The sequence below is a fragment of the Limnohabitans sp. 15K genome (assembly GCF_002778285.1).
Taxonomy (GTDB): domain Bacteria; phylum Pseudomonadota; class Gammaproteobacteria; order Burkholderiales; family Burkholderiaceae_C; genus Limnohabitans_A.
In genome coordinates this window covers 370,566-384,657 of sequence record NZ_NESM01000003.1, presented here as the reverse complement: position 1 = coordinate 384,657, position 14,092 = coordinate 370,566, and the positions used below count along the sequence as shown (strand labels likewise).

The window sequence follows — 14,092 nt, the reverse complement described above, 5'->3', positions numbered from 1 at the left end:
CCGCTCAAAACTGCGTTCGCACGCGTTGGCCTTCGCTCAAAGCACTGGGCAAGGCGATCACGGCATCGCCCTCGCTCAGGCCCTCCAGCACCTCAACCCATGCGCCACCCCGCAAACCCAGCTGCACTGGGCGACGCACAGCATGGCCAACCTGCAGCAGCCACACCCAAGGTGATGCCCCATTGATGTCGTTGACACGCCCCACCTGCAGCGCCAAAACGTGTGATTTGCGTGCCACTGCCAAATCCACCGACACAGTCATGTCCTGTTTGAGTGTCAGCTGTGGCTCCAGCACATTCAGCTTGATTTCTACCGCGCCGGTCTGGGCATTGATGCTGGGATTGATGTAGCCAACTTGGGCCTTGAATTTTTTCTGCGGGTAAGCATCGGCTGATGCCAATGCCTGTTGCTCGAGCGCGATCAGGCGCAGGTTTTTTTCATCGATCTGAACCACCAATTGCATGGTTCCTTCAGGCGACAAAGTCATCAAAACCTTACCCGCCTGGACCACATCGCCCACCTCCACGCTTCGGCCTATGAGCTGCCCATTCACGGGTGCCTTGATCACTGCATAGCGGACCTTAGCGCTGACCATTTCGGCGTTGGCCTGTGCCTCGGCAACAGCACCCACGGCCAGGCTGTGCTCAGCGCCGCCAGCCTGGGTCGAGGCCACTTGTTGTTGTGCGGCCAGCACTTGCGCGTCGGCCAGGGCCAAAGCCTTGCGTGACTCGTCCAGCGCCGCCTGACCGATGAAGCCTTGGTCAAACAACGTGCCATTGCGTTGCGAACTGGCCTGCGCCGTGTCCAGACTGGCCTGCGCCTGGCGCAGCGTCTGCTGCACCACAGGCCCCTGCAACTCATTTATTTGCCGCAGCCGATTCTGCGCCTGCACCACGGCCTGCTGGGCCTGACGCTGGGCAGACAGCAGCTCTGTGCTGACCAACTCAATCAATACATCGCCCGCCTTCACGACTTGCCCTTCGCTCACAGGAACACGCGCCACGGTGCCGGTGATTTGCGCGCCAATGTTCACTCGGTGCGGTGTCTCTACGCGGCCACTGGCCACAACGGTTTGCAGCAAATCACGGCGCTGCACGGCCTCGGTCTGCACCTGCGGGCCCATCCACCAGCGCAGTAAAACCATGCCAACCAGAATAGCCAGCAAGCTCGACACCAATTGGCCGCCATGTTGGCGAATCCAGATCCAAACAGCATTCATACGACCCATTCTGGTGATCGATACGGTTCACGCCCATGATCCAGATCAAGATCGGTCCATGTGCAGGCTGTGCGTCAGGCAACTGAGCAACAATGAGGCTTGTGTGTTATCTGTAACCTTCTTATCACCATGAAAAAAATCCTCCTCCTCGGCTCCGGTGAGCTCGGCAAAGAATTCGTCATCAGCGCCAAGCGCCTGGGCTGCCACGTCATCGCCTGCGACAGCTACGCAGGTGCGCCAGCCATGCAAGTGGCCGACGAGTTTTGCGTCTTCAGCATGCTGGATGAAGCACCGCTGCGCGAAGCGATTGCCAAATACCAACCCGATTTGATCGTGCCTGAGATCGAAGCCATCCGCACCGAAGTGTTGCTGGATGTGGAGAAGCAAGGCTTTGAAGTCATCCCCAGCGCCCGCGCCGCCAACCTGACCATGAACCGCGACCGCATCCGCGATGTGGCCGTGGGCCTGGGTGTACGCACCGCGAAGTTCAGCTACGCCGATTCGGCCGCCGAGCTGCTGGCGCGTGCCACCGAAATTGGTTTCCCGGTTGTGATCAAGCCGGTCATGAGCTCGTCGGGCAAAGGCCAGAGCGTGGCCAAGACGGCGGCCGACATCCAAGCCAGCTGGGACTTTGCCTGTGCCGGCATGCGCGGCGATCGGCAGAAAGTCATTGCCGAAGAGTTCATCCACTTTGAATTTGAAATCACCCTGCTCACCGTGCGCCAGCGCAAAGGTCCCACGCTGTTTTGTCCACCCATTGGCCATGTGCAAGAACGCGGCGACTACCAATACAGCTGGCAACCCCAAGGCATGACGCCCGAGCAAGTGAAGGCTGCGCAAGACATGGCCGAAAAAGTCACCACCGATTTGGGTGGTGCCGGCCTGTTTGGTGTGGAGTTTTTTGTGACCAAGGACGAGGTGATTTTCAGCGAGCTGAGCCCCCGTCCGCACGACACGGGCATGGTCACGCTGATCAGCCAAAACCTGAGCGAGTTCGACCTGCACGCCCGCGCCATTTTGGGCCTGCCGATCCCGAACATTGAATGCGTGGAAGGCGCCAGCGCCGTGGTGCTGGCCGACAAGGAAGGCAGCGCCCCCACCTACACGGGCGTGGAAGCGGCGCTCAGCGAGTCGGGCGTGGATGTGCGAATCTTTGGAAAGCCCACCACGCGGCCTTACCGCCGCATGGCCGTGGCGCTGGCCAAAGGCCCAGGCGCGCTGCAACGTGCTCGGGATGCTGCGGGCAAGATCAAAGTGGTGGTTTGAAACCGTCTGCCCTGGCACGCTCCAACCACACCCAATCCACCACCTCGCCATTGGGTTGGTAGCCTGGCACCAATTCTTTCAAGGATGACTGAATCATCAGGACCTGGTTGGCATCCAGTGCCGTGCCCAAATCTGCCAATTTGGCCTGAAGCGCCTCCCAAAGTAAGAAGTCTTCGTGGGCTTTCATGATGCGTGGATGACCGGTAGGCAAAGCGTTGTCACCGATCAAAAGCTCTTCATAAAGCTTTTCTCCGGGTCGCAAACCCGTCACGGCAATTGCAATGTCGCCGCTTGGGTTGCCTGCGTCCTTCAAAGCCAGACCCGAAAGCTCCACCATGCGCTTGGCCAAATCGATGATCTTGACGGGCTCGCCCATGTCCAGCACAAACACATCGCCGCCACTGGCCATGGCACCGGCCTGAATCACCAGCTGAGCGGCCTCAGGAATGGTCATGAAGTAACGGGTGATTCGCTCGTCCGTCAGGGTGATGGGGCCGCCATCTTTGATCTGTTGGCGAAACAGCGGCACCACCGAACCCGAAGACCCGAGCACATTGCCAAAACGCACCATGCTGAAACGGGTTCGGCCACCCTGCTCTCGCACCCATGCAGCCTGCGCTTGCAACACCATCTCGGCCAAACGCTTGCTCGCGCCCATCACATTGGTGGGGCGCACGGCCTTGTCTGTACTGATCAAGACAAAGTCGGCGACCCCATGGGTGACCGCCAACTGAGCGGTGTTCAGTGTGCCCAACACATTGTTCATCACACCCTCGGCCGGGTTGTGCTCGACCAAAGGCACATGCTTGTATGCGGCAGCGTGGTACAGGGTGTCGGGTTTCCAAGTTCGCAAAATTTCATCCATGCGCGCAGCATCACGAACATTCGCCAGCATGGACACCACCCGCACTTCTGGATGCGCACCTTTCAAAACCAAACTTTGCAACTCATGCTCGATGGCATAGAGCGCAAATTCGGTCATCTCCACCAACAACAACACAGAGGGGCCAGCCGCCACAATCTGACGGCAAAGTTCTGAGCCAATAGAGCCCCCGGCTCCGGTCACCATTACCACTTTGTGCCTGATATTTTTGGCCAGCAGCAAGGGGTTGGGTGGCACGGGATCACGGCCCAGCAAGTCTTCAATGTCCAACTCCTTCAGGTCAGACACCTGCACCTCACCTTGGACCAAGGCCAAGACGCCCGGCAAGGTGCGAACTTGCACATGGGCAGCCCGCACCAGCTCCAAAATTTCATTGCGGCGCGTACGGGTCGCAGACGGTATGGCCAAAAATACCTGTGTGACCCTCAACTTGGCCACCAGCTCCAACATGCCAGATGGGTTGTGAATTTTCAAACCATTGAGCACTTGTCCGTGCAAACGGTCATCGTCGTCCAAAAACCCCACCACCACCATCTCTGGGCTGGTCTTCAGGGCTGCCGCCAATTGCCGCCCAGCTGAACCCGCACCGTAAATGAGCACGCGGGGCAATTGCTCGTTCCCCACCAGGCTTTGGTAAATGCCCCCCAACCAATAACGGACAAACGCCCGAGACAATGAGACACCGACCAAGAGCAACAGCGGCTGGATGATGCCCACCGATCGCGGCACCCCTGGCACACTGACCACGGTGAAAGCGAAACCATAAATGGCCGCATAAATGAACACTGCCTTCACCACGGTCATCATGGCCGGCAAGCCTGAATAACGAAAAATAGCGCGGTAGAGACCGAACACAATGAACAAGGGCAAAGCGAATGCCACGGCGCCCACAAATGCGGTGAAATGCGCCGGAGACCAAGCCGTCCAAGACTCGAGGCGCAAATTAAAGGCCATCCACACCGTGATGCCGCAAACAAAGGCGTCTGCACCCAATGCCAATGAACGCTTCACTGGCCTTGATAACTTCAGGAGGTAATCCGTCAACAAAGAAATGTTCATGTGGAAAACAGCGGACTGCGTCCTTCGGTTCCATGGCAAGCCTGTGCCATGACTTGGCGAATCACTTGGCACGTTTTCTGGATTTCATCCTGCGTCAGGGTGGGGTGCACCAAAAACATGATCGACGTTTCACCCAATGCCTTGGCCACAGGCAAGCGAACCGCTGGCCGCCACCCGGTTTCATTGAACGCTTTTTCCAAATACACCTCGGAACAAGACCCTTGGTAACAAGGCACGCCCTCGGCCATGATGGCCCCGATGATCCGGTCTCGCGTCCAACCAGACGCCAAATACTCAGGCTGGACATAGGCATAACATTTGTAATGCGCATGCTCGCAAGCCGCGTCCGCCAAAGTACACCCACCCGAGCAACTGGCGCAGCGCAGCTGTGGCACCCGCAAGGCGGCAAACTCGGCGCAAGCCGCCCCAATGGCCTGTGCATGGCGTCTGCGGGCATCGGACCAGTCGGCCATGCGCCGCAGCTGAATGCGCCCAATCACGGCCTGCATCTCCAACATGCGCCAATTGGTGCCAAAGCCCTCATGCAACCACCTGAAACCTGGGGGGTGCTGGCGCTCGTACACGGCCTCGTAGCTCTTCCCGTGGTCTTTGTACGACCACATGGCCTGCCACAAGTCCGCGTCGTTGGTGGTCACCATGCCGCCCTCGCCACCGGTGGTCATGATTTTGTCTTGGCAAAAACTCCAAGCCCCCACATGGCCGATGCTGCCGACAGGCCGCCCTTTGTAACGCGCACCATGTGCTTGGGCGCAGTCCTCGATCACCTTCAATCCATGTTTTTCAGCCAGCGCCATGATGGGGTCCATGTCGCAAGGCCAACCTGCCAGATGCACACACACCACCGCCTTGGTTCGTGGCGTCAAAACCGCCTTAATGGTGCGTGCCGACATGTTCCCGCTGTCGGCCTCGACATCGGCGAAAACTGGAATGGCCCCTGCATTCACCACACACGAAATGGATGCGATGAACGTGCGGGGCGTCACCACCACCTCATCACCCAGGCCTACGCCCAAGGCCTTCAGTGCCACATCGAGCGCCAACGTGCCATTGGCCAGCGCAACTGCATGGGCCGTCCCGCACCATGCGGCAAACTCTTTTTCAAATGCACGGGTTTCAGTGCCTGTCCAATAGTTCACTTGGTTGGAAAGCAGGACCCGGTGCACCGCATCGGCCTCTTCGGGTGTGAAACTGGGCCAAGGTGAAAAATGGGTGTTCAGCATGTCGCCTCTTCAGTGTTGCGTCAAAGGCCGCGCAGGATTGCCCACCACCGTCACCCCGGGGGGGACGCTCTTGGTAACCACCGCGCCCATGCCCACCACAGCGCCCCGGCCTATCACCAAAGGTTTGCCGGGCAAGCCCTGTTTGATCATCGCGCCCGCACCAATGTAGGCATGGTCTTCAATGTGGACATGGCCGTTGCACATCACGCCAGGGGCAAACGTCACAAAGTCACCGATCACACAATCGTGCTCGACATAGCTGTAAAGGTTGGCATGGAAATGCCGGCCAATACGGATGTTGCTCGTCAGCGTGACGAAGGGGCACAAGACCGCACCCTCGCCCAGCTCCACGTCGTCCAGCTGCACCACATTGGCCGCTCGCGCCTGGTAAAAATCCACGCCATCGGCCAAGCAGCGCTGAACCAACTGTTCGCGTACACGGCTGTTGGCAATGGCCACATTGATCTGACGGCTGCTGGCGGGCTCACTCAGCCACTGCGCATAAGTCAAAACCCGATGCCCGTTCACCACAGGGGATGGCGGATGGTCGTCTACAAAGACCAAATCACATTCACCGACCGCCAAACTGGTTTGCAACTGCTCACGCACCAAAGGCAAAACACCCCGGCCACAACCACTGGCACCAAAGATGGCAAAACGTTTCATGACCTGTCGCCCTCAAATTTAGGCATCGTCGCCTCGCCTGAAGCGCTGATGCCATCACGCAAAAGTACCTTGCGCAAGGTCAGCCACAAGATGCGCACATCCAGCCACAGGCTGTGGTGGTCCACATACCAAACATCGAGTGCAAACTTGTCTGGCCAGCTGATGGCGTTGCGGCCATTGACCTGCGCCCAACCCGTGATGCCTGGCCGCACTTCATGGCGTCGCGCCTGGGTGGGAGAGTAAAGGGGCAAATATTCCATCAACAAGGGACGGGGGCCGACCAAACTCATATCCCCCTTCAAAACGTTGAAGAGCTGCGGCAACTCATCCACACTCCATTGTCGCAACAGCAGGCCCAATGTGCTCAATCTTTCAGCGTCGGACAAGCATTGACCTTCCGCATCGCGGGCATCCGACATGGTGCGAAATTTGTAAACCCTGAAAGGGCGACCGCCCAGCCCTGGTCGCTCTTGGGTGAACAACACAGGAGCACCCATCTTCAAAAAAATCAACCCTGCAACCAACAAAAGTCCGGGGGCCAGCAACGTCAATGCGACACCCGACACCAGACAATCCAAGGATCTTTTCAAAGTCATGGCTTAAAACTTGGCCACAAAAGCAGACGAGTCAAAGGACAAAGGGCGAGGTGCTGCGCTGGCAATGTGCCCGTAAATGCCGGCCACTTCTTTGGCCGTTCTTGTTGCGTCAAACATGGTGGTCACCAACGCAGCGCCACGATCTGCGCCTAGGCGCATCCCTTCGAGCTGGTTCAGTGCGTTAGAAATGGCCTTCGCCAATTCTTGCACGTTGTCAGGCGACACCAGTTGCCCCGTCACACCGTCGAAAACCACTTCAGGCAAGCCCCCCACCCTGGAGGCAATGACAGGCACACCCGCTTGCAAGGGTTCGACAACACCGCCACAGTTTTCAGAAGTAGGGACATGGACCGCCAGATCAAAGTCATGCCATGCCGATGCCACTTCTTCCGAGGCCAAGTGCCCCGGCATCAAGATGCGCCCTGCACCCGCTCGTGCAGCACGTCGCATCAGACTTTTTTGGTAACGGTCTCCTGCACCCCACTGGCTGCCCACGAGCACACCCGTGACATCGTCTCTGGACTGGCATACCAGCGCGAGGGCGTCGATCACATCTTCATGGCGCTTTAATCCACGGGTCTGTCCCAAATACCACTTGGGTGGGTAGATGTGGTTGATATTGCCAACCACCTTTTGATGCGAAGAAATGCCCAAGCGTTGTCGCAATGGACCCGAACGCGTTGGCGCGTCAAGCGCTGTGGGCAAGGCTTGGTGATTGCCGTAATAACTGAGGAAAACTCGGTCCTCTGAAACTCCGTGTGCCAGGTAAAGCGACTGGATGTAGCGGCTGGATGCGATCCAATGATCACAAGGCCCGGACGTCTGCAACTCCCAGCGCCGAAACAGGGCGTGCTCAAGGTGCAGGGGACCGGGCACTTGAAAGATGCGAGGAACCGGATGGTTGGGGCCCAAAGCCATCCGCATCAACACGGTGGTTCCGAAAAAATGGCTGTGGATGATGTCTGGTTTCACCCGGTCCACCAGGCACCTGACTTGACGGAGCATTTCGGGCATGCGCCACGGCGATTTAACCGGTAAATCGACAGGCAAGGCGTGCAACACAGCACCTGTTTCGCGCCAACTTGACATGAAGCGACCCGAGAACGCCGGCAAAACCACATGCACCTCCAGACCAAGCGCCACCAACTCGCGCACTTGATCGATGGCCCACCGGGCGCCATCCACTGTCTTGACAACATGCAGTAGGCGCATCAAGGGCGCCCTTGGCTCAGTCTGGTGCGGACCATCAGGAAAGACATGTGGCTGGCATTTTTCACAAAATCAAACTGAACAGGGCGATCGAGGCGGGCCCCCACACCACCAAGGCCAACAACTGGCCGGCCACCACCGAATCGTTGCTCTCCATGATGCGTTCTTTTTGGTCGAAATTTCTGGAGATTTTGGGGTCCAAATAAAAAGACATCAAGACCGTACCCAAGGCATTGATGATGCCGACCAGTTGATAAATCACCGCAGATTGGTCTTGAAATTCAGCCCCGAAAAGATTGATGAAAAACAGGGAAGAGCCATAAATAAAATAAACCCAAGAAGATGAATAAATCAAAGACTTGTCAAAACTGAAAGAAAAATCCACCTTGCCTTGACCGACCATGGATTCGTGCGGCGTGTAGGGATGCTGAAAAACAGCATAAAAGACGGAACCACCCACCGCATAGCCTTCAATCCAATGGATAAAGCACTTGATGATGGGGTACTTGAAGATAGAAACCAGAACAACCGCTAAGGCACCCCAAAAATACGAAGCAAAGATGGCTGGATACAAGCTTTCGCCTTGAAGTGCAATCCAACCCAACAAAGGTGGATAGGACACCACAAACACCCTCTTCAAGGTGTGAACCATGACAGAAAATGTGTAACCCAGTCCGTTTTTATTCAACAGAGAACCAGCCACCCTGGGCAGGAGTGCAATGGCGTCTAAAAGTGCATACAGTGCAAATAAAACCACAACCAATGTTGATGCCATTTTAAATAACTGCACCAAATTTGAGTTTAGTCATATATATCCGCATTTTTTAGAAAAACCCCGTTTTGGTCTTTCGTTGCCAGTTGCGGTTCAAAATCAATGGGCCACTCCACCGCCACCTCGGGATCATTCCAAATCAAACTGCGCTCGTGCTCTGCAAACCAATAATCGGTGGTTTTGTAAAGGAATTCTGCCGATTCACTGAGCACCACAAAGCCATGGGCAAAGCCCGGCGGAACCCAAAGTTGTCGGTGGTTTTTTTCGCTCAATAGAACGCCCACCCATTTGCCAAAAGTCGGGGAGGATTTCCTCAGATCCACCGCCACATCGAAGACCTCACCCTGAACCACTCGCACCAATTTGCCTTGCGGATGCTGAATTTGGTAGTGCAAGCCTCGCAAAACACCTCTGGCTGACTTGCTGTGATTGTCTTGGACAAAATGGATGTTTAAGCCCGTTGCCTTTTGAAAATCCAATTCGTTGAAACTTTCAAAAAAAAACCCTCTTGCATCACCGAAGACCTTCGGCTCCAAGATCAAAACTTCGGGTATGGCGGTCGGCGTAGAGATAAAGGGCATAACAACAGTGGCTTCGGTTTAGAAGCGAATTTATTTTTTGAGCAAATTCAACAAATACTGGCCATAGCCATTTTTGGACAATGGATGGGCCAACTTCAGAAGATCGTCGGCCGAAATCCAATTTTGATGAAACGCTATTTCTTCAGGACACGCGACCATCAACCCTTGTCTTTTTTGCAAGGTGGCAATAAAACCAGCAGCCTCGAGCAAGCTGTCGTGTGTGCCCGTGTCCAGCCAGGCATAGCCCCTGCCCATGATTTCCACATTGAGCTGGTTTTGCTTCAAATATTGTTTGTTGACATCGGTAATCTCCAATTCGCCCCGAGCTGAGGGCGCGATCCCGCTGGCGATATCACACACTTGATGGTCATAAAAGTACAAGCCAGTCACCGCGAAATTGCTTTTAGGTGACTTTGGCTTTTCTTCGATGCTCAGGGCACGCTTGTGCGCATCAAAATCAACCACCCCGTAGCGCTCCGGGTCTTGAACGTGATAAGCAAAGACACTGGCACCTGATGTTTGCGCATGCGCACTGCTCAACAATTTAACGAGGTCATGCCCGTAAAAGAGGTTGTCACCCAGCACCAATGCACTGGGGTCACCGTTGATAAAGTCTTTGCCAATGATGAAGGCTTGGGCCAAACCGTCTGGCTGAGGCTGAACCGCATATTGAATGTTCATCCCCCACTGTTTGCCATCCTTCAACAGATCCACAAATCGGGGCGTGTCTTGCGGGGTGCTGATGAGCAAGACGTCCCGAATGCCCGCCAACATGAGGGTGGTTAAGGGGTAATAAACCATGGGCTTGTCATAAACAGGCATGAGTTGCTTGCTTACCGCCTGAGTGACAGGGTACAGACGAGTTCCTGAGCCCCCCGCGAGAATGATACCTTTGCGATTTGTCATGGTTGGACCACTGTATTGAATTTGAGCACTATTTTACAAAGGGGCCGATGAACCAAAGCGCCGATCACGACCTGAGAACCATTCCACCGCTTCCTGTAAACGCTGTTTGGAAAAGTCTGGCCAGAGATCGTCTGTGAAAAACAATTCCGCATAAGCAGCCTGCCAAAGCAGAAAATTGCTCACCCTGGACTCTCCACCCGTGCGAATCAGAAGATCTACTTCTGGTGCATCGTGGGTGCTCAAATAGTGACTCAGCGCTTCTTCGGTCAGCGATTGAAGGCTTTGTTCAGGGTGTGCCTTTTGCCACGCCTTGACCGCTTGAACCATGTCCCATCGGCCACCGTAATTGGCACAGATGGTCAAGGTAATCTTCGTATTGGAAGCAGTCTCCCGTTCTGCTTTGGCAATGAGGTCCTGCAACACAGGGGCAAATCGGCTTGTATCGCCCACCACCTTCAGGCGGACGCCATTGCCATTCATGCTGTCCACCTCTTTTTGCAGATAAGACATGAACAAACCCATGAGGCTGGACACTTCGTCTTCGGGCCGCTTCCAATTTTCAGTGCTGAAAGCGAACAAACTCAAATACGGCACACCCATCTCCGCGCACGTTTTGACGACTTCACGGACTTGTTTGGCACCCGCAGCATGCCCCAAAGAAGCGGGTAAAAAGCGATTTTTAGCCCAACGGCGATTGCCATCCATGATGATGGCAATGTGCTGAGGCAGAGCATTAGGGGAAATGAGCTTGGACAATTCGATCGACAAAAGATGACCCTTGAGACATAAGCCGCGGGTCAAAGCTGCAAGGGGAAAAGGCCACCAGAGAGGGCCAAGTTGTGAATGGTATCAAAGACAAGCCGATTTCAGCTGTTTCACATGCCGAAAAAAAAGGCGAAGTACGAAAGTACCTCGCCTCGCAGCTGAACAGGGGAAAATCAAGCGATAACAAAAGGTGCGCGGTCTTTGCCATCAATCCACTTAGGGGCTTTGCCACGGCCGGTCCAAGTTTGGCCCGTGGCAGGATCGCGGTATTTGGGGGCGACTTTGCTCACCGTTTTGGTGGAACCCGATTTTGCACCGCGGCCAGGAAACACATCTTGGGCTGTTAAACCAAACTCCGAAACCAATTCGCGCACTTTAGCAACGGCGGCCGAGATTTCGTTTTGACGGGCTTGAGCAATGGCTTGCTCCAAGGTTTCACGCTGAGCCAATAAGTCTTTGTAGCTGGAAGTCATATTTGATCCTGATGAGATAAAGACGCCGAATATACCCGATTTACTGCCGCCATCAGAGGCCAGGCAGTTTATTCTTTGATATTTGTCAATGGGAGGGTTATTGGCAATCAAAAATATTTTTTATTTGATATTTTTATTATTTTCACTCGCTTGCATCATTTTCAAACTGACGTATCCAAAATACCTGGACGTAAGGTGGCAATCACCTTGTCGATGCGGCGGCCTTCGAGGTCGACGACTTGGAAGCGCCAGTCGTCCAGCTCAATCACTTGGCCTTGGGTGGGCAGTTGGCCCAGCGCATACATGAGCAAACCCGCCAAGGTGTTGTAGCGGTTTTTGTCTTCAGCAGGCAGCTCTTTGATGTCCAGGCGTGCCTTGAGTTCGTTGACAGGCATGATACCGTCGAGCACCCAGCTGCCGTCGTCGTTCTGGGTGGCCCAGGCGTCGGTTTGGGTGTCGGACTTGAGCTCGCCTGTGATGGCTTCCAGCAAATCCAATGGGGTCAGCAGACCCTGGACCTCGCCATATTCGTCCACCACAAACAACATGCGGCTGGACTGGTCGCGCATTTGTTCAAGCAATTCCATACCGGTCAAGGTTTCAGGCACGAAATGGGCAGTTTGGGCGTGATTCTCCAAAGCGCGTTCATCGCTTTCTGGCAGGGCCAGGAGGTGCGACAAGCTGATGACGCCAATGATGTGGCCCAAACCATCGCGGCAAACCGGGTACCAAGAATGGTTGCCCTCCCCACGCATCTGGTTGATGCGGTCCATGGCCTGCTGAGGCGTGAGGTTAGCTTCGAGCCATTGGATATCGCTGCGCGGCGTCATCATGGAGGTGAGCGCACGGTCATCCAGGTGGAAAACGTTGCGCACCATTTGGTGCTCGTGCTCTTCGATCAGTCCCGCGTCGACCCCTTCGACCAAACTGGCGGTGATTTCTTCTTCGGTCACAGCGCGGCTGCCTTTGCTGTCGATGCGCATGAGTTTGAGCATGCCTTGCGTGGAGAGCGACAGCAATTTGACAAACGGCCCAGCGGCTTTGGCCAAGCCCGCCATGGGGCGGGCCACGATGCGGGCCACGGCCTCGGGGTAAAGCTGGCCAATGCGCTTGGGCACGAGCTCACCAAAAATGATGGTGGTGAAGGTGATGATGGTGACCACAATGGCCGTAGCAGAAATGGCAGCAACCGGCTCAGTCAATCCCCACTGCATCAACTTCAGGGCCAAACCACCGCTGAAGGCCGCCTCGCCCACGATGCCATTGAGCACGCCGATCGAGGTAATACCCACCTGCACGGTGGACAAAAACTGGGTGGGCTCTTCCAGCAGTTTGAGGGCCGCTTGAGCCCCTTTGTCACCGGCCTCGTCCATGGCGGCCAAGCGGGCCTTGCGACTTGAGGCCAGCGCCAACTCAGACATGGCAAACACACCATTGAGCAAGGTGAGAAAAACGATCAGTAGAAAATCCATAACCGCCATTGTGCCAAGAGTGGTGGCAGGCAGTGGTCATGCCTAGAGGAGTCGAGGCCATGAGGCTCAAATCGTCAGCGCGAACGATTTGGGACAATGGGCCAAAGAGGTGTTTATGGCTGTTTATTGGGTGGGTGATGTTCAGGGTTGCGATGCGCCTTTGGGGCGCTTGCTCGGCGCGCTTGATTTTTCGCCGAGTCGGGACACCTTGTATGTTTTAGGCGACTTGGTGAACCGCGGGCCAGCTTCTGAACAGGTGCTGCGGCGCTTGATGGCGCTGGGCGATGCTGCGCAATGTTTGCTGGGCAACCACGACCTGCATTTGCTGGCGGTGGCGGCCGGTGCGGGGCGACTCAAACCCATGGACACGCTGGACGGTATCTTGCAAGCGGCCGACCGCCCTGCCCTGCTGGACTGGCTGCGCCACCAGCGCATGGCGATTTGGGGAAACGATGTGCTGTCGGTGCATGCAGGGGTCTTGCCGTCGTGGAGCGTGACGAAAACCTTGTCACTGGCCAGCGAGGTGGAGTCGATTTTGCGTGGGCCTGACATGAATGAGTTCTTGCACCAGATGTATGGCAACGAGCCTGCAGTTTGGCGCGATGACTTGACAGGTGTGGGACGCTTGCGGGTGATCGTGAATGCGCTGACACGGCTGCGCTTTTGTTCGGTGACCGGAGAGATGGAGTTCGCAAGCAAAGAAGGGGCCGATGCAGCCCCTGCGGGCTTCATGCCGTGGTTTGATGTGCCGGGCAGGCAAACCGCCAACATCACTGTGGCCTTTGGCCACTGGTCGACTTTGGGTTTGCTGCAACGCGAAGACGTGTGGGCACTGGACAACGGTTGCGTGTGGGGTGGGTGCCTGAGCGCAATGCGGCTGTCTGGCGATGGGCAGCACGAGTTGATTCAGGTGAAGTGCGAGCAGGCGCAGAAACCGGGTTGAAAACCCAAAGGGACCAATTGGCAAAAATGGGGGCTCAAAAA

14 protein-coding genes are annotated in these 14,092 nt (G+C 55.8%); 2 read left to right on the top strand and 12 right to left on the bottom strand.

Features of this window, described 5'->3' with window-relative positions; all coding sequences use genetic code 11:
- Nucleotides 1–4 precede the first annotated feature (4 nt).
- Nucleotides 5–1,219: an efflux RND transporter periplasmic adaptor subunit gene (locus tag B9Z40_RS13050; protein WP_158238098.1), complete on the bottom strand. Its 1,215-nt coding sequence runs from the start codon at nucleotides 1,217–1,219 to the stop codon at nucleotides 5–7.
- A 129-nt stretch (nucleotides 1,220–1,348) separates the two neighbouring features.
- On the opposite strand from B9Z40_RS13050, the gene purT reads away from it, so the two are divergent.
- Complete coding sequence (gene purT, locus B9Z40_RS13045; RefSeq protein WP_100173777.1) at nucleotides 1,349–2,485, top strand: formate-dependent phosphoribosylglycinamide formyltransferase; 1,137 nt, start codon at nucleotides 1,349–1,351, stop codon at nucleotides 2,483–2,485.
- On the opposite strand, the gene B9Z40_RS13040 is transcribed toward purT, so the two are convergent.
- The 11 genes from B9Z40_RS13040 to B9Z40_RS12990 form a co-directional block, all read right to left on the bottom strand.
- Nucleotides 2,469–4,427: a nucleoside-diphosphate sugar epimerase/dehydratase gene (locus B9Z40_RS13040; RefSeq protein ID WP_100173776.1), complete on the bottom strand. Its 1,959-nt coding sequence runs from the start codon at nucleotides 4,425–4,427 to the stop codon at nucleotides 2,469–2,471. The genes purT and B9Z40_RS13040 overlap by 17 nt on opposite strands.
- Nucleotides 4,424–5,668 carry a DegT/DnrJ/EryC1/StrS aminotransferase family protein gene (locus tag B9Z40_RS13035; RefSeq protein ID WP_100173775.1) on the bottom strand — a complete coding sequence of 415 codons (1,245 nt, stop codon included), beginning with the start codon at nucleotides 5,666–5,668 and terminating at the stop codon, nucleotides 4,424–4,426. Before B9Z40_RS13035 ends, B9Z40_RS13040 begins: the two co-directional genes overlap by 4 nt.
- 9 nt (nucleotides 5,669–5,677) lie before the next feature.
- Nucleotides 5,678–6,334, bottom strand: coding sequence for an acetyltransferase (locus tag B9Z40_RS13030; protein ID WP_100173774.1), 657 nt, complete (start codon nucleotides 6,332–6,334; stop codon nucleotides 5,678–5,680).
- Nucleotides 6,331–6,930: a sugar transferase gene (locus tag B9Z40_RS13025; protein ID WP_100173773.1), complete on the bottom strand. Its 600-nt coding sequence runs from the start codon at nucleotides 6,928–6,930 to the stop codon at nucleotides 6,331–6,333. The genes B9Z40_RS13030 and B9Z40_RS13025 overlap by 4 nt, the downstream gene beginning before the upstream one ends.
- Before the next feature lie 3 nt (nucleotides 6,931–6,933).
- Nucleotides 6,934–8,142: a glycosyltransferase family 4 protein gene (locus tag B9Z40_RS13020; protein ID WP_100173772.1), complete on the bottom strand. Its 1,209-nt coding sequence runs from the start codon at nucleotides 8,140–8,142 to the stop codon at nucleotides 6,934–6,936.
- 61 nt (nucleotides 8,143–8,203) lie between these two features.
- Entirely contained in the window at nucleotides 8,204–8,929 is a 726-nt protein-coding gene (locus B9Z40_RS13015; RefSeq protein WP_143473986.1) for a hypothetical protein, read from the bottom strand.
- 11 nt (nucleotides 8,930–8,940) lie between these two features.
- Entirely contained in the window at nucleotides 8,941–9,492 is a 552-nt protein-coding gene (gene rfbC / locus B9Z40_RS13010) for a dTDP-4-dehydrorhamnose 3,5-epimerase (RefSeq protein ID WP_100173770.1), read from the bottom strand.
- A gap of 30 nt (nucleotides 9,493–9,522) precedes the next feature.
- Nucleotides 9,523–10,398: a glucose-1-phosphate thymidylyltransferase RfbA gene (rfbA, locus tag B9Z40_RS13005; protein ID WP_100173769.1), complete on the bottom strand. Its 876-nt coding sequence runs from the start codon at nucleotides 10,396–10,398 to the stop codon at nucleotides 9,523–9,525.
- A gap of 33 nt (nucleotides 10,399–10,431) precedes the next feature.
- Entirely contained in the window at nucleotides 10,432–11,166 is a 735-nt protein-coding gene (gene uppS / locus B9Z40_RS13000; RefSeq protein WP_100173768.1) for a polyprenyl diphosphate synthase, read from the bottom strand.
- 170 nt (nucleotides 11,167–11,336) lie between these two features.
- A complete protein-coding gene (locus tag B9Z40_RS12995; RefSeq protein WP_100173767.1) occupies nucleotides 11,337–11,636 on the bottom strand; it encodes an H-NS histone family protein in 300 nt (99 codons plus the stop codon).
- Between the two features lie 161 nt (nucleotides 11,637–11,797).
- Entirely contained in the window at nucleotides 11,798–13,108 is a 1,311-nt protein-coding gene (locus B9Z40_RS12990; protein WP_100173766.1) for a hemolysin family protein, read from the bottom strand.
- A 115-nt stretch (nucleotides 13,109–13,223) separates the two neighbouring features.
- On the opposite strand from B9Z40_RS12990, the gene B9Z40_RS12985 reads away from it, so the two are divergent.
- Entirely contained in the window at nucleotides 13,224–14,051 is an 828-nt protein-coding gene (locus B9Z40_RS12985; RefSeq protein WP_100173765.1) for a symmetrical bis(5'-nucleosyl)-tetraphosphatase, read from the top strand.
- Nucleotides 14,052–14,092 lie beyond the last annotated feature (41 nt).